The organism is Catenisphaera adipataccumulans (assembly GCF_014202755.1).
Classification (GTDB): domain Bacteria; phylum Bacillota_I; class Bacilli_A; order Erysipelotrichales; family Erysipelotrichaceae; genus Catenisphaera; species Catenisphaera adipataccumulans.
Map to the genome: position 1 here is coordinate 213,801 of NZ_JACHHK010000002.1, position 19,146 is coordinate 232,946.

Here is a 19,146-nt window from a genome sequence, read left to right on the forward strand (position 1 = left end):
CCTTGAAAAAGATGGAGAGAGCAGGGATACGAAAAGCGGTTCGAAGGATACTGATGAGAAAGATTCTGGAGAGGAGTAAAAGACATGGCATGTGAGAGAAAGGCGAGATTCCGTCATAACACGATTGCGTTCTGGCTGAGCGATGAGGAGAATAAAGCTGTAGAGGCGAGGATTATTTTATCCGGTCTTCCGAAAGGGGGAATATTACCGACAGAGTATTCTCGGTCAGCAGATTCAGATTAATGGAGGTCGTAATCAATCAGCAAAGCTTGCCGCAGAATTGGAGAGTCTGTACCAGCGCGCATCGGAGCACAAAGATGCAGCGGCAATGGCTGAGCTGATACAGGTTCTTTCAGAACTTCTTGCGGTTTGGAAGGCAGGGGAGGACAACGAATGAACATTGGAAAAGAAATGGCCGCTTCCGGATCGGCTGTTGGCGCAGCCGGGAAGCGGTCACCTGTAAATAACATTTACAAAAGCATCATAGCAGACCGATCCCGCAGCTTCAACGGATATCCATCCGTACTGTCAGGAAAAACGGAGGAAGGAGCTGCCATGAATAAAAGGTATTTTCAAGCCTTAATGCATCGGGAACCAGCTGAAGGCGAGCAGAAATATATTTTCTTTGTCGACAGCACTGATCTTGCTATGAATATCATCGCTGCAGGATATCAGGCGGTCGTACTTCAAGAAGGGATTGAGGCATATTTCTCACCGGAGGAGCTGACTTCCTATATGGACAGCATTCAATTCCACGGTCTGTCTCTCACATCCTACCGGTATGTTCCTGCCTGTTCTTCCAAGAGGATTAATGATCTTCTTGAAGATTACTTCCGTGGAAATTATTTGCAGTGGTGTGAGGGCTGGAAGCTTTTCAAAGATAAGGAATACCTGGCAAATACAGGAGCAGAGGAAGAGATAAAAGGCCTGCTCAGCCAATTCATTGAGCGGCATGAAAGAAAGCCGAAGCCGCAGACCAATCTGGATGCATACCATGTGCTTTCAAAAGACGGCGAGCCTGTCGGCGTTCTGGACATTGAGATCGTAGATGACATCCTGCATACGGTTCCGTCTTTTGTCATCGGCGCAACTCCATTTCTTTATGAGAATGGCGTCTATCGGGAAGATATCGGCTGTGTGCGTCTGAAATCAATCATTCAGAAGTATCTTTATCGCAGGTTTATTAAGAGCCCGCCCCTGAAGCGGATCTGCGACCTTCTGATCAGTCAGAGCAGCGTGCAGAAACATTTTTCAGATCTTTACAATTACCCGCTGGAATGGGTGAATTTCCAGAACGGCTTTACGATCCAATCGAACAGAAATTAATTCCTCATGATCCGAAATATCTATCCATCAATCAGATCCCACATGAGTTTCATCCTGAAAAGAAAGAAGAGACCATGCTGGGCGGTGCGGTGACAAAACATTATCTTGCAGATTCGCTTCCGAATCCGGTGGAGCAGCAGATGCTGTGGGAGTACCTCGGTTACTGCATGACAGCTGATACAAAGATGCAGAAGTTTCTCATGCTGATCGGCGAAGGCGGGACGGGTAAGTCAGTTGTCATTCACCTGTTTCAGAAAGTGATCGGAATGAAGAACTGCTCCTGCATCTCTCTGCAGGATCTGAACAGACGATTCTATGCAACTGGACTTTTCGGAAAACTTCTCAATGCCTGCGGTGACATTCCGTGTAAAGCACTAGACAGCATCGATGTGCTGAAGAAAGCAGTAGGCGAAGACAGTCTGATCTTTGAAAAGAAATGTCAGGATGCACTGCAGTTTACCAGTCATGCCAAGCTCCTGTTTTCATCGAATGGAATGCCTGACAACGTTGAAGAAAAAGAAACTGGATCGGGAGATTGATTTTACAATCGTGATGGCGATGGACGCGCTTCATGAACTCTACGAAAGAGGAGCTTTGATCGAGAGTGAGAACAGTCGAAGATGCGTGGAAGAAGCGAGAAAATCTGCAGACAGCGTGATGGCCTTTATCAGTGAAAGGCTGATGGAAAAGAGAGGGTGCTGGCTGAATCGGAGCAGAGCCTACGAGGCTTATGAAGAGTATTGCAAAGACAACGGAAGGCAGCCGCTCGGTAAAGCTAAATTTATTCCGGAGATGAAACGAAAAGGATATAAAGCGGTCAAGAATCAGGGAATTTTCAAATATAAAGACACGGCTCTCTGTGAGGAAGAATTTCATCCGATTGCGGAAGATGCTGATGTTCCGTTCCAGTAATTTGACAAACGCACATAGCAGAAATGAGAAGGGGCACTAGGGGCATGAATCCGAAAAATCATGAAAGGAAATTCGTAGTTAATAGGACAAAACAGCGCGTTTGAAGAGGGTTAGTTTGGAAATATTGCAAAGCTCTCGTGAGTTAAAAAATGATGCCCCTTATGCCCCCAACAATCATTAAAGAAATTTTATTTGCGATAGGGGCATCTGGGGCATGAAAAATGAAGTTGCTGAATTGTTAAAAGGCCAGAGGATTAAAAACACAATAGTTTTAAGCAGGAGTGCAATCGGATCCGATCGTACTGAATCAAATTATAAAAAGCAATGCCCCTCATACCCCATCAGAAAAAATTGGAGAGGCGTATCAGACGTAAGTTTTCTTAAGAAAAAATTGGACACAGTCACGATAGGAAAATTGAAAAGTAAAGCCAGAATGACATTGTCGCCATATTTTTTCAGTTCTTCAGGCAGATGCTCTAAGGCATGTTCTCCGAAATAAAGTTTTGTCGGGGCGCAGTAAGAAAAATCTCCAAGCATATTGAAATCCTCCGTTTCGTATTGAAAATTATAAAAATGCACCGTTGCAGACCTGAATGACTTGACCTTTTACATGACGGCCCATCTTGCTCGCGAGATAGAGGCAGGCATAGGCCTGATCGATGGGGTCACATTCAGGGCCTGGAAAATACACGTAATGTCCGCTGTACTGCAGCATTTTGGCGCCTCCCGGCTGCTTACCCGCCTTGTTTGCCAGATGCGCGGGCGTGATTGTGGAACCCGGAGCAACGGCGTTGCATCGGATGTTTGTATCGATCAGACGCATGGCAACATTTTTGGTCAGTGTGTTGAGTGCGCCTTTTGTCGAAGTATAAGTTGCACCGCAGAAGGGTCTTGTTGCGTTGACGGAAGAAATATTGATGATACAGCCGTCATTTTTTGGAAGAAAAATCTTCAGAGCTTCACGGATGTAGCGCATCGGGCCGCCTAGGTTCGTATTCATGACCATCATCATCCAGTCGTCATCTGTCTCATCAATCATTTTCTGTTCCCCGATGCCGGCATTATTGATAAGAATGTCGACATCACCAAATTCTTTTATTGTGGTTTCAAAAACCTTCTTGGTATCTTCTGTTGAACATACGTCAGCCACAACACCGATGGCCTGCTGTCCTTTGCTGCGAATCCCTTTGACGACTTCGTTCAGTTTATCTTCATGTCTCGCCGTTAAAACTACGGATGCGCCTTCGTCGGCGAAGAGTTCTGCCATGGTCTGTCCCATTCCATAGCTTGCCCCTGTAATAATCGCTATTTTATCTTTCAGCATTTGCTGTTCCATAACTTTGTTGCTCCTTTCTAATTAACTACGTCATCATTCAGCGGAGAAGGTGATCTGTACGCTGCCATTTCCCACAGCATCCGCTAAGCCGTCTGGATCAGTGATATGGCCGATTTTTGTATAGCTGTAGCTGGTGGAAAAACTGTCGTAGAAGAGGACAAGGCAGTCATCATCGTAGAGCATAAGATCGCCCGCCTGAATCGTTCCGACAGACTCCGCGTCAGAGGGGAGAGAAACATCATAAGCGTACTTTTCGTTGCCGTTTAGTTCCTGCATCTGAAGTGTCAGAGGTAGTTTCTCTCTGAATGCTGCGGCTGTTTCATTATCTTCCAGTTCGGCAGTAAAAGTCTGATCGCCGATCTGAATCTGTATTGTCTGTTTTTCTGTCATGTTTTCCTCCTGTGCCGGGGCATATGAAGTCTGCAGATCAGCTGCGGCGGAACGCACTTCCGCTTCCGCATCAGCGACACTGCTCTGGGATACCGTGATGCCCTCAACGATATCCGCATCCGGCTCTGCTTTCTGTATTTTTTCAATCGTATCCCCGAAACCGCTTCCACCGCTGGTTGTAAAGCAGCAGACCGTTTTGCCGGACAAGTCATAATCTTCAAGAAATGACACCATCGGGGCCGGCAGGGTGTAATGCCAGATCGGATAAACGAGATAGATCATATCGTAGGATGAAAGATCAATCGGATTGATCAGAAGCGGATGCACGCCGTCCGAATCCTGACCTTCGCCAACATCAACGGTCTGATCATAGTCCACCGGATAGGTATACATCGTCTGAATCGGATAGAGATCACCGCCGGTCTCATCGGCGATCCATTCCGCCATCTGCTGGGCATTTCCCTCCGCTGTGCCGTCTTCCTGTACCTGAAGGCTGGCCGAAGATACTGCATCAACACCGTCGAGGGAGGTATTGGATGACCGTGAGAAATAGGCAACCAGAATATTTCCGGCGCTGCCGGAAGTAATGCCGGCATCTTCTGCTTTGACTGGCGTATAGTCAGCGTAACGGGTATAGTTTTCTATTTCATCAGTAGAAGCCGGACTGCTGGAATCGTCAGATGTGGAAGCGTTTCTGCTGATGGTATTATTTGATTGACTGCCGCATCCGGAAAGAAGAACGGCTGTCAGGATTCCTGTAACGAATACCTTTTTTAGCTTCATCTCATCATTCCTTCTTTTTATTCTGCTAACTCTACGGTGACATCATAGCTTCCATTCAGCGCATCGATCTCAGCAAGAGGAGACGTGATGACGCCGATGTTGACCTGATAGCCAAACTGTTCCGATTCATCTTCATCTTTGAAAAGAATCGTAAAGTATGGGGCATCGATGGCATAATCGATATCACCATTAAGCCATCCGTAATGTACTTCGTCTTCGTTGTAGGGGAGTTCCTCCGTCACACCGCAGAAGTCATGGGAATACCGGCTCATATGAACCGTGTAGGGAAGTTTGGCGATCAATGCTTTTGCGGTGTCACTGTCATTCAGTACACCGGTAATCACGGCATCATCACCGAAACGGATATTGATCTTCGTGCCGTTCTCCGGCGGAATTCTTGTTGCAATTGTTTTATCTTCCGTCTGCATCTGCGCTCCATCAGATGCGACACGTTTTGTTGTTTCTGTCATGTTTTCATCCTCCTCATTTGCAATAGCGGTCTGTTCAGAAGCAGCCGTTTCGGTTGTACTTGTGGCTGTAGTACTTCCGCAGGCGGTCAGTATCAGAGAAATCAGAATGGCTGCTGCAACTGCTTTTTTTACCCTCATAATTTTTTTCTCCTTTCTCAGGTTTCAGCAGGCATGTGCTGAGCCAGAAAGTCTTTGATGTACTGCAGAGCATCTTCAAACGGCTGACCATAGAATCCGTGTCCGCCGTCGCTGATCGTATGAAATTCAGCATTGCTGTAGACTTCGGCTGCCCGTTCTCCATAGGAAATATCCACAAGGGTATCGCGATCCCCGTGCAGGATCAGTACCGGCCCCTGGTAAGTCGAAATGTGTTCATAGGGATCATAGCCCCAGACATCTTCGGCATAGATCTTTCCCAGAGTGATCCATCCGCCCCACTGTCCGAAGGTATCAGGCACTTCATCCAGTGAAGAAAACCGTTCATGTACATCATCGTAGATGACGAAGGCCGGATACATGAGGATCAGGGCGCTGACGGCATCGGTGTTTTCAGCAGCTGCCACGGCACTGACGAAGCCGCCCTGGCTGCCGCCCAGCAGAGCAATGTGATCAGGATCGGCAAAATCCCAGTTACGGGCGGCATCCAGAACACTTTCCAGATCTCTGACCTCTGTCCTAACGGACATTTCCGTTGAACTTCCATCACTCTGATTCTCGGTCCCGTTGGCACTGCCGCCGCAGAAATCGAATACATAGACGGCGTAGCCGCAGGCGGCCAGATGTTCCGCGTAGGGAATGCCGGTTGTGTGATTTTCTCCAAGTTCATGCGCGAAGATGACAAGCGGATGCTGTGTCCGGCCGTCATCGGGAATATAAGCGATGCCGTAGATCTGTCTGCCGTCATGACTCACCCAGGTTTCCCGGGTGCTGTAGGAATAAGATTCATTTAAGGTTCTGTCTGCTGGTGAGGGTGAGGCAGATTCAGCTGCCGTTGAAGCTGCCGTGGTTTCTTCCGTTTCCGGACTGCCGCAGCCCCACATGCGGGCGGTCGTCAATATTGTACAGATTAAGAGGGCAATTCCTTTCTTCACTTTGTCATTTCACCGAAGAAAGACGCAAACTTTTCGAACGGAATCTTTGTCTTATCATCATAGAGATCACAGTGGCCGGCACCTTCAACCCAGTAAATCTCCGTGCATTCCCGCGGCAGTTTTGCATACGCTTCTTCACTGTAGGCACGGGAGTGTGCTTCAGTACCGCAGACGATCAGAGCTTTTCTGCCCTTGAGAAGATCCGCGTTGATATAAGGATCAAAGTTGAACAGAGCAGCCAGGCTGTTCATATTCATAGCACCGGTTGAATACTGGTGACGTCCTCTGTTCTTGTCGAGATAGTAGTCAAAGAATTCTTTGGAGACAGGATCAAGATTGTCATATATTTCCGGTGTGACCTTGCGGGGGAATTCCATCATGAATTTCTCTTCACCGCCGGCATAGGCGTTCCATCTCTGTTCGCCGGTTTCCTTCAGCATGTCAATCCGCTGATCCGTATCCCGCATGCCGAACATCGTGCGGTAGTTTTCGCCGATGTTGTACATCGTCGAGGTGGCAACGGCCTTGATGCGGGTATCCGTCAGGGCTGCCGCAATGGCGAAGCTGCCGGAAGCACAGATACCGATGAGGCCGATCGCATCACGGTTGACAAATGTTCTCGTGCCGAGATAGTCAACGGCTGCCTGGATGTCTTCTACATGACCTTCCGGTGTGGAGATATGTCTTGCCGTGCCGCCGCTGGCACCGTTGTAGGAAAGATCGATGGCGAAGCCGATGAAGCCGTGCTTTGCCATTTCCTGCGCATACAGTCCGCCGGACTGTTCCTTTACGCCGCCGTGCGGATGGCTGACGATAATCGCCGGATACTTCCTGGTATCATCAAATCCTTCCGGGAAGAAAATGTCCGCGGCCAGCTGAATGCCATAGCGGTTATGGAAATATACGGTCCGGTTTTCGATCTCCGGATAAACTTCATAGGTTTTGCCTTCATTGAATTCAAATCTTGTTACGTCTGTCATTTGCTGTTCCTCCTTTGTTCTGATTTCAGTATATTAGCCTTGAAAAAAAATTGAAAATACTTTGTTTTAATGAATTTGCATTGATAAAATCTATGATATAACAGAAGAAAGAAGGAGGTTTGAAAATGGAACTGCGCGTACTGGAATATTTCCTTGCCGCAGCAAGAGAACAGAATATCACCGCAGCCGCAGAATCACTGCATCTGACCCAGCCGATTCTTTCTATTCAGCTGAAAGAGCTGGAGAAGAACTGGGGAAAAAGCTGCTGATCCGCGGCACAAAAGGATCCCGGAAAGTAACCCTGACGAAAGATGGAAAACTGCTGCGTGCCCGTGCTGAAAGATATCCTGAATCTGGTTGAAAAGACTGAAAATGAAATTTCCAGCACAAATGATACCGTGGCAGGCGATGTGTATATCGGCACCGGTGAGACAGATACGATCCGTGTTTTTCCCGGACAGCCCGGGTCCTGCAGACCCGCTTTCCGGCAATTCATTATCATTTCATGAGTGGCAATGCGAATTATGTACTGGAACAACTGGATAACGGCTTGGTTGATTTCGGCCTGGTGTTCGGAGAAGCAGATGAAAAGAAATATAATGTTCTCCACATTCCGAAACGGGAAAGATGGGGTGTACTGCTCAGAAGAGATGATCCGCTGGCTCAGAAAGAAAAGATCACGCCGGAGGATCTCCGCGATCAGCCTCTGATCGTATCAGCCCAGGAAGATGCCCGGAAACAGCTGGCGGAATAGATGCATGTCCGGCCATCGGGGCTTCATGTCGCAGCGACATATAACCTGATTCTCAATGCAGCCATTCTGACGGATGAAAAATTCGGGTATACGATTGGTTATGACAAGCTTCTGGATACGGTCCTTGATCAAGGAAATTCTTCTCTCTGCTTTCGGCCACTTGATCCAGTCATGGAAGCAGAAGCTGTCATTATCTGGAAAAAATACCAGATTTTTTCCAAAGCTGCAGATTTGTTTCTCCAGCAGCTGCAGAAAGCACTTTATATTGACCAAGAAGGTGAGACAAAATCAAAAGAAAAACGTGAATGAAATTTGCGTGCATCAATATTATGGTATGAGTACAATGATAAATCCACATCCGAAAATGATTCGGATTTTTGCGTTCAGCATGAACGCGCAGCCATTTCCGAAGGAAATGTTCAAGGGGATGAGAATGCTTAATCAGCAAAAAAATATAAAGCGATCTCAACTTTTATGTTATATCATGTAATTAATGGTAATATTGGTACTTAATAAGGAAACAGGTCAGTGAAAATATTGGGTACAATCTGGGTACACCAGCTTTGAAATGAGGTGGATGAGAACAAAAAAGCGCATCAAAAAGATACGTTTTAAGAACGAAAATCAAGCAGATTCATGACCTGCATCGGATCCGAAGTTGAACTCGAATAAACTAAATCCCTGCAAGTCCTATGAATTCAAGACTTGCAGGATTTTTTTGTGTCATTTTTTCAGGATGGAAGCCGATGAAACACACCGTAGTGAAGAAGGCTTCCCGGAATATGTTTTATGACGAAATCATGATTACAAGAAGCCATTTGAAGAGCGAGGATATTGAAAAGAGAGAAATCAGATGCGGGATCCTGTCAACGCCAGAAAGATTGCAGAGATGATCTTAGCATATTATCAACTGAAAAATGAAAAGTTGGGGAATGAAAAGGATCTGAAGAAGCAATCGGAATTTGACACACTTACGAAACCATAATCGGGAAAAGGTTACTTAAGTAACGAAAATAAAAATATCGGCCATTGTTTAGCTATCAGTCCAAGAATAAAATAAAGATATAAAAAGAAACTGTGGTTACTTAAACAACCACAAGGCGAAAAAGGAGGCTGCAGATGAATTTTTTAGAGGAAAAAACAAAGCTGCATGAACTGGTCGATACTTTTGCTATTCTGGCAGATGAAATGAAATTGCATGAACAGGCACAGTTGTTTACAGAGCATGGAATTTTGGAGTCACATTCTGCGGACGGTCAGGTTTTCACATTTCAGGGGAGAGAGAAGATTGAAAAGAGTTGCACAGATTTTATGAATCTCTTTGAGATCCACTTTCACAATAACGGACAAGCAGTATTTGAAATTCAAGATGAAAATCATGCTACGGGGACTGCCTATAACATCACGGTTCTGATTGGAGAAAACGAAAATCATGAGAACATCATGACGACAAACGGTATTGTTTATCATGACCAGTATCAGAAGATTAATGGACAATGGTTCATCAGCAAACGTGAATCGAATTTTTTGTGGACAAAGTCAGAGAAATATGGGGAATAAGCTATGCAGGAAGAAGTTTTTAAAAAACTGAAAAGTGGGCAGCCAGTTGATATGCTGTCCGAAGAATACAAGCCGGCAATTGCTGAACTGCATCGGGCAGACACTGCCTTGTTTCGTCTGAATCATGCAGAACCGCGTACGAAAGAATGGAATAACTGCCGGAATGAACTGTTTCAGGGAACCATTTCAGATTCCGTACATTTTATGACCCCGATTCAGATTGATTTTCCAATGCAGATGACATTTGAAGGTGGCTGTTTTATCAACCATCACTTCACAGCAATGTCAATTGGTGGAATCACGATTGGAGATGGTGTCCAAATCGGCCCAAATGTTACGGTTGTAACAGATAATCATGATTTTAAGAACAGAGCGGTGCTTCGATGCAAGCCCGTTGTTATTAAGAAGAACGCTTGGATTGGTGCCTGTGTGACGATTATGCCAGGTGTTACTATCGGTGAAAATGCTGTGATCGGCGGAGGCGCTGTGGTCACAAAGGATATTCCGGACAATGCGATCGCAGCTGGCGTACCGGCAAAAATCATTAGGAAGGCAAATGAATGATACTGACAGGAAAAGAAGATCCCCGTGTGCAGAAAACGATCGAATCAATTAAAGAAGCATTTCATGATCTGATATTGGAAAAAGATTATGAGAAGATCACGGTGAAGGAACTCTGCGAGAGGGCAAGAATTAATAAAAAGACTTTTTACACATATTACGAAACACTTGATGATCTCCTTCTGGAGACGCAGAGCTCGATAGCAGCGGAATATCAGAATCGGATAAAGGGTCTTTCACTGAAGGATATGAATCAGCTTGTTCGTGAATTCTTTCTATTTTCTGAGGAGCAAGGACCGTTTTACGAAAAGATCACTTGCGGTGGAAGCTATGCAGGAATTCGTCAGAAGATGATTGAAAAAGTCATGAGTGGATCTGATACATATGCGGAATTGAGAAATGTTCCAGAATATGAAAAGGAGATTATCAAAACTTTCACTGCAGACTCTCTGCTTGGGAGTTACCGGCAATGGATTGCATCAGGTAAGAAGTTATCCGTTGAACGAATCATTTCATTAACAGCGGAACTGATTACTGGTGGGATCAGAAACTATATGCATAGTTAATAAAGACACTGCTCGCACAGTAACTAGAAAAAGAAAGAGATTTCTTTGCAAAATGAAATATAGGCGGCATTTTTAAATTGATGGGATATAAAACCCAGAGATAATGGTTTATATCATGTAATTAGTGATTAAATGGATGCTTGATCGGGAAACAGGTCAGTGAGAATATTGGGTACAATTTGGGTACACCAGCTTTGAGATAAAGTGAACAAGAAAGATAATCGTATCAAAAAGATACGGTTTAAAAACTGCAATCAAGCAGATTCATGACCTGCTGTGGATTCGAAGTTGAACTCGAATAAAAACCCGACTTCCTGCAAGTCTTGAATGTATCAGACTTGCAGGAATTTTTTATGCGAATTGGGGGCATTTTGAGCACAGATTTATAAAGACAGTGCATCGGCAGCAGATACATGTAGCTGTGATCATCCGAACCTGATCCTTGATCAGTTCCTGCTGCTGCAGCCTTTTTCTCGCTGATTGCAGATATTGAAAAATTTATATGAATTTTAACCAAACAGTTCCAACAGTTTTATATAATAAAAAGGGAAAGAGACATGGAACGGAGATGATCCGCAGTCTCTGAAAGGAATGGGCTATGTTATATTACAAGACATTGAAGCTACAGCTTTGCGATGCACTTGAGAAAGACTGCCGGAAGAGCAGGAAATCTATGCTGCTTGCAGCTGCAGCAGTTTTTATACTGTGCATGATAAATGCCAGCCACTCAGAGGAGTTTTTCATCACCCTGAAAGGCGCCTTCGTTTTGGTCGGTATTTTTGCTTTCCTGCTATTTGTTGTATCAGCAATGCTGAAGATGCAGTTTAAAAGATGTGTTCATAAGGCATATCTGGAACATGAAGACAGTTTATGATATCGTGCTATGAAAAAGTTACTGATAAGAGGAGCATGTATAGCCTTTATAGTTGTTGTTGTATTTGTATGTGTTGCTTTCTGGCTGGACAATAGAGCTGGACAGGTGGATGAAGCAGTCGTTGAATACGGCCAGTCTCAGCTGTATTCCAAGAAAGACATGAATGCAGCAGCGGATATATTGAAAGAGAAATTCAAAGAATTCAACGGCTGTGAGCTGCATAAAATTTACTATACATCAGATGAACGCAGTGAAAATGAACGGAAAGAGCTAAATGAACAAGGGAATTCATACACACAGTGCATGATTTTCAGAACATCTTTTCATTCGCCGAAGTTTTCCACCAATGGAGGCTGGGACAAGGATACGGAATATACCGACTGGCAATGGGTTTTTGCCAAAGATGACAGCGGAAACTGGCAGCTGATTTCCTATGGTCACCCTTGATGAAAGTATAGGCGGCAGTCTGCATCAAGGCTGGATCAAATGGTAAAAAGTTTGAGAAACAGGACGTTCAGAAATGGACTGTATGCCAGTGATGAGAAAATGAGATAGGGAATTGCTGAGAGTTCAGTAATTCGGATTGGAGCACATTATGAACATGAGTTCATCTGAGAAAATACGTATGATCGAGGAATATGTGGCGGCCCGCTTGCGGAGCTCGGTTTTTCGATAAGCAGGAAGAACAGCCTTGATATCTATTTTTCACGTACTGTTGACGGCGTGCGTCAGGATATCCAGGTTGTGATCCACCGCTATGCGGATAAAGTATGTGCCCGATACGGAACTTCCAGGAGAATTGATCTCACCATGCAGAAGAAACGAGTCAGGGAGTTCATGGCACGTGAATGTTCTTGGCATCGCTCCGAGGATATGGAGTGGATTTCCTTTGACGGGGATGAAGGCTTTCCTGAGTCCCTGGACAAACTTGTCTTTGTGATCAAAGGAATCGGACTCGGAATACTTGATGAGATGATGACCGTACCTGTAAAGACCGCTGAATTAAATGAGGATAAATCGGCAGCAGTTCCGGGAAATAATTCAAATGTGGAGGCTAAGCCTAAACGGCGGCCCATTCCCGCAAAAAGTCATGTATCGGTTTCAGCCGGGATGAACGGACCGCGCTCATGCTCGCAACAGCTGGACAGACACTCATTGCCCACGGTTTCAAGTTCGATGAATGGGACGATTTTTCGGACTGGTGGTCCAGCCGTACGGTTGAGATCTGTTCTGATAACGCTCCGACATGCACGGCAAAGCAAACGATGAGAATTGTCGAAACTCCTGGTGACGGTCTTCTGGGGATAAGGATGATTTCGAATGTGCCGCCAACAGAGGACGCCTTAAAGACTCTGGCACTGAGAAGTTCTGTTATAGAAGCAGCAAAGCGGGATCACCCCGAATCTTTGAACGGATACTGTTTCAGATACGAGGATGACACATCATATAGGGAGGCACTTGAAAAGATAGCGGATGTGCTTGTGAAGCATGCCCTTGCCGATGCTTGATGCTGAGTGCGGAAAGAAAGAAGTGCAGTAAATAGATCCAGTCAGTGGGTATGTTTTAGATACACCCGTTTTGAAATATAAAAATCCGAATCCTTGCAAGTCTTGTTTATTAGACTAGTGGGGATTTTTTCGTGTTCGTCGAGTACAAAGAAAAATTGTCAGAGCGACAAAAATGTAATAGTGTTCTTGAGCTGTTTCTTTTTTTAACGATCTTGTAGTTAGTTGACAGGGAAGCAGGAATAAATTAAAATAAATATATCAAATTGATATATTAAACGAGGTGGATCGATGATGAGATTTCGTAGAACGGTAATTTTTATTTCATTCCTGCTTTTCCCAATAACGATTTGGTATTTCTCGCCCTATTTGATCATTCAGGCCATGTTTCAGCATATCTTGAATGGAAGTTTCTTTGTCTTTATGGCAATGTTGGTGATTTCGATATTCGCGGGACGTGCCTGGTGCGGATATTTCTGTCCGGCCGGCGGTCTGCAGGAATGCTGTATGAGAATCAATGATAAACCGGCAAAGCAAGGTAAGAGAAACATCATTAAATATGTCCTATGGTGCATTTGGATGATCGGGATCATTGTTACGTATATTTTAGGAAAAAACGATGTGACCATTGATTTCTTTTATATGACCGATCACGGTATTTCTGTTACAGAAATTTATAACTACATTATCTACTATGGAGTTTTGTTTCTTTTTGTCGTTCCGGCCCTTGTTCATGGAAAGCGGGCTGCCTGCCACTATTTCTGCTGGATGGCACCTTTTATGGTGATCGGGAGCACGATCGGAAGACTTTTGCACATCCCGCAGCTTCACATAGAAGCAAGACAGGAGGACTGCATTTCATGCAAGAGGTGCAATAAGTCCTGCCCGATGGGACTGGATGTCGAGCAGCTGGTCAGACAGAACAAAAACAGTTCCTGTACGGAATGTATCCAATGCGGAGAATGCATTCATGCATGTCCAAAACACGTACTGCACTATAAAATGATGTGGAGGAACAAAAAATGAAAAGAGCAGTGATATATTATTCCTTATCCGGTAATACCGAAAAATATGCGAAAGATCTTGCACACGAAATTGGTGCGGATCTCATCAAGATCAAGATGAAAAATCCTTTGCCCAATGTCAAATGGAAGCAATTCCTGATCGGCGGAAGACAAGCAATTTTTCATGAGAAACCGGAAATCGAACACCTCTCCCAAAATATGGATCAGTATGACGAGATCATTATTGGGACACCGATATGGGCAGGTCAGGCAGCATCTCCGATCAATACCGTTTTGGAACGGAAAGAAATTGCCGAAAAAGCAACAGCCGTATTTACATTGAGCGGCAGCGGCAATAATACCAAGTGCGCGGCAAGACTTCGGAAGGAATTACCAAACCTAAAAACGGTCAGCTCTTTCGTAGATATGAACAATGAAACGGCGAAAGAAAACCCTGAGAAATTGAGAGAACTGGTGAAGGAGATTCAAAATGGGGAAAAGTAGAAAAATAGATATGGTCATCCTGGGGCTGTTGGAGCATGAAGATCTTTCTGGGTATGACATCAAAAAGCGGATCGATAACGGCATCAGCTTTTTCTGGAAAGGAAGTTTTGGAAGCATTTATCCTTCATTGAATGCGATGGAAAAAGCAGGGCTGATCATCAAAGCAGGTGATCAGGAAAATGTGAATAAACGGGCGAAATACCTGTATTCGATCACGGAACGCGGGAAGAAACACCTGATCGCATGGCTGGAGGATTCGAAAGCAACGAATGACCTGAAATATGAGACGCTGTTAAAATTGTTTTTTGGCGGAGCAGTCGGTCCGGAAACCACCATTAAGACCATAGAGCAGTTTGAGCAGGATATCTCGTCTGAATTACAGATATTGAAGCATTATCAAAAGAACTTATCCAAGAGTTTAAAGCAGTCGGACGATCATCTTTATTTCTATCTCACGGTAACATTTGGCGTAGAAACCTATGAGGGCTATCTGCGCTGGTGCAAAAAGGCAAAACAAATGTTCAGAAAAGAAACGGCACCGCATTGATGCGGATTCTCAAAAGTCTCATGACCATTGTGTTATGAGGCTTTTTATGTCCATGCCCAAAAAACAGTAAGATCCTATCGATAATTTTATCGAAGATTGACATATATATCGAGCTGTGATATATATACATTGAAGCATGATGTATCGTATCTCGATATAAAGAAGACACGTATTCTGGCAAGAAGATCAGGAGGTGAATGCCATGGACAGCCGCATTGAACGAATCTATGTACCCATGACGGAATCCGCGTTTTATATCCTGCTGTCACTGCAGGAAGAACGGCACGGATACGGGATCGGACAGCGCGTAAAAGATCTGACAGAAGGGCATCTGACCATTGGCCCCGGAACCATGTACGGAACTCTGTCAAAAATGGAAAAAGACGGCTTGATCGAATTCACCCGAGAAAAGGAGAAACGGAAGTATTATAAGATCACCCCGCTTGGACAGGAAGTCCTGGACAGAGAAAAGAAAAGGATCCGCTGCTTGTATCAAGTAGTTGAGGAGGATGACAGAAAATGACTAAAACATGTTTTCGATTTTTTACGATCACCGATTATGAAAAGGAAGAACAATGGCTTCATGCCATGTTTCTAAAAGGATGGAAACTAGTCAGTGTCCGTTTTCAATGTATTTATACATTTACGCAGACAGAACCGGCAGATATGGCAGTTCGGCTGGAGTACAGCGACATTCCGCTGAAGACCCGCCCAGATTATGAAGTCATGATGAAGGATTACGGCTGGGAATGCTTATCTTCCGGTGCGGGCTGGAATTATTTTGCCCGACCGACGGATGCGCAGCCGGTCAACAATGAACTGTTTACAGATGATGTTTCAAGACTTTCGATGATCCGCAAGATCTTTCAAAAACGGTATTTGGTTTTGTTCCTTGTGCTGATCTTCCTGATCCTTCCCGCCGTCGTTACCACGGGTTTTGAAAAGGGAATGAATGCGCTGTTCATTGGCTGGATCGTTCTGGCAGGGATCTATATCTTTGCCTTGGCATACTGCGGGATCGGCTTTCAGAAGCTGCTGAAAAAGTATGATCTGAAAATGGATATGACACCATCGGTTCGCGGTCTGATGGTTTGTGCTCTGGCTGCCGTGGTGAGCATCCTTTTCCTTATCGCTGCTTATCTTGTCGGCGGCGCATTCCGTGATTTCTGGCTGGCGGCACTGCCCTGGGTCCTCTGCGGGATCGGACTGCTCGCTTTGATGATATATACGACGACAGGAAACATCGATGCATGACATACAGCGTCTTAAACAATGCGATAACTTTGACCTTCAAAAAATAATTATCTATAGGAAGAGAACTGACTTCAAAGCATCAAACACGAAAAGCGATTGAAAAAATATGCACTGTCATGATATTGAATGTCTTTTACCAAATGCAGGGGAAATATCTTTGGAAAGAGATTTCCTGGGTCATCGCTGAGAGATGTCGTGCTGCGCTGTTCAATGCGGCTTTCTGTCTGAATAAAGGGATTTTTCTTTGATCATTAATTTTTCCGCGGCCTTAAAATGGAAACGGCAGAATCTATTTATCGCGATATCCACGAAGAAAAGGAGAAAAATGTATCAAAATAATGCGATCTAAGAACAGAAACCAAGCAGTTTCATGGTCTTCACTGGATTCGAAGTTGAATTCGGATAATAATACAAACCCCTTAAGTGAAGGGATCCTAAAAGTTAAATAAAACAATTGATGTGAATTCTAAGGTTTGATTTCTTGCAGCGCAAGGTATCAGACCTTTTTTATCTGACGGTTTTTTAGTGTATTGTGTGATGGATTTCTCTGTTGCTGGTTTCAGCGTATCCAGATCCTTAGATTCATATTTATGTCTATAGGACATCTTATTTAGTCATCTAGGCAGATGTCTTACCTGAATTGCAGAAAAAATTATTTTTAATCATTACTGCTTTACATTTAACGATAAACGAGTTAATATAATAGCGCGCTATGATAGCGTGCAATTATAAATATTATGAAATGAGTTGAAAGAAAGGATGTGTAGTTTTGAAGAAGGAACAATCGTCATTGGATACTTTTGTGTCGGGGTCAGTAAGCTCTGCGGTTCTAAAAAATGTATTGCCTGCAATTGCAGCGATGATTATGGTGCTGATCTATAATCTGGCAGATACATTTTTTATTGGTCAGACAAATAATGATTACATGGTTGCAGCAGTCAATCTTGCAACGCCGGTATTTCTTTTGTTTATGTCGCTTGGTACGTTGTTTGGAATGGGCGGTACATCATTGATTTCCCGAGCGCTGGGAGCGGGGAAAATGGAGTATGCAAAAAAAGTCTCTTCCTTTTGTATGTGGGCAGGTATTTTTATCGGAGCTGTCTGCTCTATTCTTTTACTTGTTTTTGCAGAACCATTATCCATTCTGCTTGGAGCAAGTTCAGAAACTCTCGGTTATACGAAGACCTATCTGAGCATCGTTTCCCTGAGCGGAATTTTTTCTATCATTTCAAACTGCTATACAAATATTGTTCGTGCTGAGGGAAAATCAACAACAGCTATGATGGGAACTTTGATCGGCAATCTTCTGAATGTGATTCTTGATCCGATCATGATTCTTGGATTTAACTGGGGCGTTGCCGGAGCAGCCATTGCAACCGTGATCGGCAATTTTGTCGGAGCGCTCTACTACCTGATTTATTTTTGGCGGGGACATTCGATTCTCAGTATCAAATTATCCGATTTCAGTATGAAGGATAAGATCTGCAGCGGCGTGTTATCCATCGGCATTCCGGCTGCTCTTGGAAATATTTTGATGAGTATTTCACAGATCATTACAAACAGCCGGATGTCTGGATATGGTGATATGGCTGTTGCGGCCTACGGTGTTTCTGCGAAGGTCCTGATGATCGTTTCACTGGTCGGTATCGGTATCGGTCAGGGCATACAGCCGCTGCTAGGCTATTGCTTTGGTGCCCGCAACAAAGAGAGATTTCAGAAATCTCTCCATTTCTCCATTTTCTTTGCTTTTATTCTTTGTACAGCACTGACGGTTCTCTGTTATATATTTACACCTCAGATCGTAATCGCATTTCTGACGAATGAGAAAGCATTGTCACTTGGTACACAGTTTTCAAGGATCATGCTTACGACTGCCTGGCTTTTTGGTATATTCTATGTATTGATGAATGCTCTGCAGGCAATCGGAGCAGCCAGCGCGTCACTAATTATCTCATTATGCAGACAAGGATTGATTTATATACCTTCTGTGTTCATTCTGGAAGCACTGATTGGATTAAACGGCCTTGCATGGGCCCAGCCTGTAGCGGATGTTCTATCACTCGTGTTAGAAGTAATCATTTACAAGGTCGTAACGTCAAATTACAGAAAACTGAAGGCCGCGTCCGGAAGTTTAGAAAGGGATTTAAATTATGAAAAACAATAAAGGAGAATATGTTGATTGTGGTATGTTAATAAAACAGATTTCAGATCATATACAAAGCCATTCCAATAGGCAATTAAATAAAGTAAACCTTACAGCAACACAGTTTCGATACCTTGAATATATGAAACAAAGCAGTGAACCTGTCTCATTCAAAGATGTTGAAAAACATTTTCAGACCTCGCAGCCTACTGTTTCTGGAATTATGAAACGTATGGCAGAAAAAAATCTGATCGTGATTGAAGACGCTGACTTTGGACGGGCAAAAAATGCCAGACTGACTGAGAAAGGTCAAGCGCTGGTCGATGATTCTGGGATCGAGCGCGAAAATGAAGAGAAACTGCTTCTAAGCGCACTGCAGGAAGATGAAAGAGAATTATTTCATGATATGCTTGAGCGAATTAATAAAAAATTGTCAGAGTAATTTTTTCATTTTATATTTAACAAAAAATCTATTTGATAAAAAATAGGAAAACACATCTCTGTTATCATGCAGCATCCATGAAAAAAACAAAATATAAAAATTATTTCACTGGATGTTGATCATTTCTATAATCGTTAAGCAAGC

The 19,146-nt window shown here is 44.0% G+C and carries 27 protein-coding genes; 20 read left to right on the top strand and 7 right to left on the bottom strand.

From position 1 onward, the window contains the following. Nucleotides 1-393 precede the first annotated feature (393 nt). The 3 genes from HNQ47_RS10010 to HNQ47_RS10020 are packed head-to-tail and all read left to right on the top strand — an operon-like array spanning nt 394 to nt 2,238. Entirely contained in the window at nt 394-1,326 is a 933-nt protein-coding gene (locus HNQ47_RS10010) for a hypothetical protein (RefSeq protein WP_221247954.1), read from the top strand. Then, on the top strand, nt 1,278-1,865 hold the full coding sequence (locus tag HNQ47_RS10015; protein ID WP_221247957.1) for a DUF5906 domain-containing protein: 588 nt from the start codon (nt 1,278-1,280) through the stop codon (nt 1,863-1,865). Before HNQ47_RS10010 ends, HNQ47_RS10015 begins: the two co-directional genes overlap by 49 nt. Then, entirely contained in the window at nt 1,834-2,238 is a 405-nt protein-coding gene (locus tag HNQ47_RS10020) for a primase-like DNA-binding domain-containing protein (protein ID WP_221247959.1), read from the top strand. Before HNQ47_RS10015 ends, HNQ47_RS10020 begins: the two co-directional genes overlap by 32 nt. Before the next feature lie 312 nt (nt 2,239-2,550). Here the strand turns inward: HNQ47_RS10020 and HNQ47_RS03095 are convergent, their stop codons facing one another. From HNQ47_RS03095 to HNQ47_RS03120, 6 genes are read right to left on the bottom strand one after another with little or no spacing between them, the layout of a single operon-like run. Next, the gene (locus HNQ47_RS03095; protein WP_183327802.1) at nt 2,551-2,775 is read right to left on the bottom strand and encodes a hypothetical protein; all 225 of its coding nucleotides are present in this window, start codon (nt 2,773-2,775) and stop codon (nt 2,551-2,553) included. Between the two features lie 28 nt (nt 2,776-2,803). Further along, nucleotides 2,804-3,574 (bottom strand): SDR family NAD(P)-dependent oxidoreductase, encoded by a 771-nt coding sequence (locus tag HNQ47_RS03100; RefSeq protein WP_183327443.1) that lies wholly within the window; start codon nt 3,572-3,574, stop codon nt 2,804-2,806. A 33-nt stretch (nt 3,575-3,607) separates the two neighbouring features. Next, nucleotides 3,608-4,747 carry a cyclophilin-like fold protein gene (locus HNQ47_RS03105; protein ID WP_183327445.1) on the bottom strand — a complete coding sequence of 380 codons (1,140 nt, stop codon included), beginning with the start codon at nt 4,745-4,747 and terminating at the stop codon, nt 3,608-3,610. Between the two features lie 17 nt (nt 4,748-4,764). Beyond that, nucleotides 4,765-5,355 (bottom strand): cyclophilin-like fold protein, encoded by a 591-nt coding sequence (locus HNQ47_RS03110; RefSeq protein WP_221247961.1) that lies wholly within the window; start codon nt 5,353-5,355, stop codon nt 4,765-4,767. Nucleotides 5,356-5,372: 17 nt separating this feature from the next. Beyond that, entirely contained in the window at nt 5,373-6,308 is a 936-nt protein-coding gene (locus HNQ47_RS03115) for an alpha/beta fold hydrolase (protein WP_183327447.1), read from the bottom strand. Further along, nucleotides 6,305-7,288 carry an alpha/beta hydrolase gene (locus HNQ47_RS03120; protein WP_183327449.1) on the bottom strand — a complete coding sequence of 328 codons (984 nt, stop codon included), beginning with the start codon at nt 7,286-7,288 and terminating at the stop codon, nt 6,305-6,307. The genes HNQ47_RS03115 and HNQ47_RS03120 overlap by 4 nt, the downstream gene beginning before the upstream one ends. Before the next feature lie 125 nt (nt 7,289-7,413). On the opposite strand from HNQ47_RS03120, the gene HNQ47_RS10050 reads away from it, so the two are divergent. The 9 genes from HNQ47_RS10050 to HNQ47_RS03150 all read left to right on the top strand — a co-directional run bounded on the left by HNQ47_RS10050 (nt 7,414) and on the right by HNQ47_RS03150 (nt 12,050). After that, nucleotides 7,414-7,557 (top strand): LysR family transcriptional regulator, encoded by a 144-nt coding sequence (locus tag HNQ47_RS10050; protein WP_246346026.1) that lies wholly within the window; start codon nt 7,414-7,416, stop codon nt 7,555-7,557. Between the two features lie 42 nt (nt 7,558-7,599). After that, nucleotides 7,600-7,797 carry a hypothetical protein gene (locus HNQ47_RS10055; RefSeq protein ID WP_246346027.1) on the top strand — a complete coding sequence of 66 codons (198 nt, stop codon included), beginning with the start codon at nt 7,600-7,602 and terminating at the stop codon, nt 7,795-7,797. Further along, nucleotides 7,794-8,042, top strand: coding sequence for a LysR family transcriptional regulator substrate-binding protein (locus HNQ47_RS10060; RefSeq protein WP_246346029.1), 249 nt, complete (start codon nt 7,794-7,796; stop codon nt 8,040-8,042). The genes HNQ47_RS10055 and HNQ47_RS10060 overlap by 4 nt, the downstream gene beginning before the upstream one ends. Next, nucleotides 8,043-8,351 carry a hypothetical protein gene (locus tag HNQ47_RS10065; RefSeq protein ID WP_246346031.1) on the top strand — a complete coding sequence of 103 codons (309 nt, stop codon included), beginning with the start codon at nt 8,043-8,045 and terminating at the stop codon, nt 8,349-8,351. A gap of 810 nt (nt 8,352-9,161) precedes the next feature. After that, nucleotides 9,162-9,602, top strand: a complete 441-nt coding sequence (locus HNQ47_RS03130) for a nuclear transport factor 2 family protein (protein ID WP_183327451.1) — start codon at nt 9,162-9,164, stop codon at nt 9,600-9,602. Nucleotides 9,603-9,605: 3 nt separating this feature from the next. Next, nucleotides 9,606-10,166, top strand: a complete 561-nt coding sequence (locus HNQ47_RS03135; RefSeq protein WP_183327453.1) for a DapH/DapD/GlmU-related protein — start codon at nt 9,606-9,608, stop codon at nt 10,164-10,166. Continuing rightward, nucleotides 10,163-10,729, top strand: coding sequence for a TetR/AcrR family transcriptional regulator (locus tag HNQ47_RS03140; RefSeq protein WP_183327455.1), 567 nt, complete (start codon nt 10,163-10,165; stop codon nt 10,727-10,729). Before HNQ47_RS03135 ends, HNQ47_RS03140 begins: the two co-directional genes overlap by 4 nt. Before the next feature lie 673 nt (nt 10,730-11,402). After that, nucleotides 11,403-11,603 carry a hypothetical protein gene (locus HNQ47_RS03145; RefSeq protein WP_183327457.1) on the top strand — a complete coding sequence of 67 codons (201 nt, stop codon included), beginning with the start codon at nt 11,403-11,405 and terminating at the stop codon, nt 11,601-11,603. A 9-nt stretch (nt 11,604-11,612) separates the two neighbouring features. Next, nucleotides 11,613-12,050 carry a hypothetical protein gene (locus tag HNQ47_RS03150; RefSeq protein WP_183327459.1) on the top strand — a complete coding sequence of 146 codons (438 nt, stop codon included), beginning with the start codon at nt 11,613-11,615 and terminating at the stop codon, nt 12,048-12,050. Nucleotides 12,051-12,308: 258 nt separating this feature from the next. Here HNQ47_RS03150 and HNQ47_RS03155 read toward each other — a convergent pair whose 3' ends face one another. Then, complete coding sequence (locus HNQ47_RS03155) at nt 12,309-12,464, bottom strand: hypothetical protein (RefSeq protein WP_183327461.1); 156 nt, start codon at nt 12,462-12,464, stop codon at nt 12,309-12,311. Nucleotides 12,465-12,730: 266 nt separating this feature from the next. Here HNQ47_RS03155 and HNQ47_RS03160 point away from each other — a divergent pair, with 266 nt between their 5' ends. The 8 genes from HNQ47_RS03160 to HNQ47_RS03195 all read left to right on the top strand — a co-directional run bounded on the left by HNQ47_RS03160 (nt 12,731) and on the right by HNQ47_RS03195 (nt 19,002). After that, nucleotides 12,731-13,111 carry a hypothetical protein gene (locus HNQ47_RS03160; RefSeq protein ID WP_183327463.1) on the top strand — a complete coding sequence of 127 codons (381 nt, stop codon included), beginning with the start codon at nt 12,731-12,733 and terminating at the stop codon, nt 13,109-13,111. A gap of 381 nt (nt 13,112-13,492) precedes the next feature. Further along, complete coding sequence (locus tag HNQ47_RS03165) at nt 13,493-14,134, top strand: 4Fe-4S binding protein (RefSeq protein WP_221247963.1); 642 nt, start codon at nt 13,493-13,495, stop codon at nt 14,132-14,134. Then, complete coding sequence (locus HNQ47_RS03170; RefSeq protein WP_183327467.1) at nt 14,131-14,616, top strand: flavodoxin; 486 nt, start codon at nt 14,131-14,133, stop codon at nt 14,614-14,616. Before HNQ47_RS03165 ends, HNQ47_RS03170 begins: the two co-directional genes overlap by 4 nt. Beyond that, nucleotides 14,603-15,163 (top strand): PadR family transcriptional regulator, encoded by a 561-nt coding sequence (locus HNQ47_RS03175; protein WP_183327469.1) that lies wholly within the window; start codon nt 14,603-14,605, stop codon nt 15,161-15,163. Before HNQ47_RS03170 ends, HNQ47_RS03175 begins: the two co-directional genes overlap by 14 nt. A gap of 202 nt (nt 15,164-15,365) precedes the next feature. Continuing rightward, nucleotides 15,366-15,686, top strand: coding sequence for a PadR family transcriptional regulator (locus HNQ47_RS03180; RefSeq protein ID WP_221247965.1), 321 nt, complete (start codon nt 15,366-15,368; stop codon nt 15,684-15,686). Further along, a complete protein-coding gene (locus tag HNQ47_RS03185) occupies nt 15,683-16,417 on the top strand; it encodes a DUF2812 domain-containing protein (RefSeq protein ID WP_183327472.1) in 735 nt (244 codons plus the stop codon). The genes HNQ47_RS03180 and HNQ47_RS03185 overlap by 4 nt, the downstream gene beginning before the upstream one ends. Nucleotides 16,418-17,186: 769 nt before the next feature. Then, on the top strand, nt 17,187-18,581 hold the full coding sequence (locus HNQ47_RS03190) for an MATE family efflux transporter (RefSeq protein ID WP_221247967.1): 1,395 nt from the start codon (nt 17,187-17,189) through the stop codon (nt 18,579-18,581). Continuing rightward, complete coding sequence (locus tag HNQ47_RS03195; RefSeq protein ID WP_183327475.1) at nt 18,568-19,002, top strand: MarR family winged helix-turn-helix transcriptional regulator; 435 nt, start codon at nt 18,568-18,570, stop codon at nt 19,000-19,002. Before HNQ47_RS03190 ends, HNQ47_RS03195 begins: the two co-directional genes overlap by 14 nt. Nucleotides 19,003-19,146 lie beyond the last annotated feature (144 nt).